The organism is Methyloceanibacter sp. (assembly GCF_058506495.1).
Window position 1 is genome coordinate 1 of the sequence record NZ_JBZMXT010000186.1, and the last position, 1,748, is coordinate 1,748.

Here is a 1,748-nt window from a genome sequence, read left to right on the forward strand (position 1 = left end):
CGAATGTAAGAGTTCGAGCTAATCACCGGCTGCGGTCCAGGTGGCAGAAGGGCGTCGGTTTTTGCCGGGGCCTCGTCGGCTTGCCCTCCGACAGTCGACGTCACTTAGCGGCGGCGCAACTTCGCTTTCGAACACTTGCCGGCATCGCGTGTCGATCTGACCTCGTCTATATGCGATCGACGCAACATCCCATAAGGCGACATTGGCCGATCGATGGTTGACTGCACAACTTGGGCGCCCGATCATGTCTGCTATCCGGCGTGCTACGGCCGTTTCAGGCGTCCGGGATTGGCAGAACGTGACCAAAGGCGGCAATCACTGCATGTCGACATTTGGGCCAATCAACCGATGCTGGTCGGACTGGCTCGTAGATATACGTTTGGTTTGTGACCGCGTGGGCTGTCGAAGGAGAGACCACTCCCTCCACCAGTGGAACTACGGTTTCGGGGTTATTGCTGCGCAGCTCGCGGGGTGAGGGCAATTCTTGGACCCTAATGATCAAGACGGGAGGCTGCCATGTCTGATCAACCCAAATTCGATGAGACGGCTTTCAGACAATTCGAACGAGACGGCTATTCTCGCGTTGCTGAGGGCTACGCGAGCAAGACAGCGCTAGTCTCGGCGCAGGCAAACGACGCAATTCTGGACGCCGCACAAGTGGGAAAAGGTGCTGATGTTCTCGACGTTGCTTGCGGGCCCGGCCTGCTCACTCACGCAGCAATCGAAAGAGGCGCTAACGTCTCAGCGATTGATTTCGCTCCGAAAATGGTCGACCTCGCGCGGGCAAGGAATGCCTACGCGGACATCCGAGAAGGTGATGCCGAAAACCTTCCGTTCGATGCTGGTCGTTTTGATGCGGTCGTCTGTAGCCTTGGCATTCTACATTTCCCGAACCCTGAACGAGCGATGCAAGAGGCATTTCGCGTTTTGAAGCCCGGTGGACGCTACGCCATAACATGTTGGCGACCGCCGAGACCGGATGCCAACCCATTCTTGGCGATCGTTCTAGGTGCCATTCAAGCTCATGGCTCGATGGACGTCGATCTCCCTGCCGGACCGCCGCTCTTCCGCTTTTCGGAGCCTGAAGAGTGCGAGCGAGTCCTGGCGGCGACCGGCTTCGATGACATAAGGAGCATAGAAGTGCCGTTGCATTGGCCGAGTGCTTCTCCCGAAGATTTCGTCCGAGAAGTTCCAACCAGTACGGGCCGGTTTGGCCCCTTGCTCGACGCTCAAAGCGATGCTCAGCGACCTGCGATTGAAGCCGCAATTATCGAAGGGGTGGCCAAATATGCTGCTTCCGATGGCCTCAGCATTCCAACGGCCTTTGTCCTGGCCTCAGGACGAAAGCCACGATGAGATTATTAGGCGTGGTGCCGCCAATCGGAATTGCAGCGTCGATCGGTGGGATTGACGCAACATTCGAGAAGCAGGCATTGGCGCCTCGAGGGCCGACGAGGCTGCCTCACCCCTCGCGGATGTCCGGCGCGGAGTGTCCTTCGACCGTAGGCCATGCGATGCGGTCCGCATCCCGCACATCATCTCATTGGTTCAACCGTCCGCAATGCCTGCGACGCCCCGAAAGCCGACCGCCTACCCTCGTCGCGAATGGTCCGGAGCCGCTTTCAGTGCTCGGCAACACCGAGTTGGGCCGATCAGCACTTAAACGAATCAACATCGAGACGAACGGCCGCTTGGCGCTAGTGCGTACGCTGCTGTAGTCGCGGGCGTTAGCTGATCAGTCCCGGACG

At 58.6% G+C, this 1,748-nt stretch carries 1 protein-coding gene; it reads left to right on the forward strand.

Features of this window, described 5'->3' with window-relative positions; genetic code table 11:
* The first annotated feature begins 516 nt into the window (after nucleotides 1-516).
* On the forward strand, nucleotides 517-1,356 hold the full coding sequence (locus tag AC33YF_RS13875; protein WP_491777805.1) for a class I SAM-dependent methyltransferase: 840 nt from the start codon (nucleotides 517-519) through the stop codon (nucleotides 1,354-1,356).
* Nucleotides 1,357-1,748: the final 392 nt, after the last annotated feature.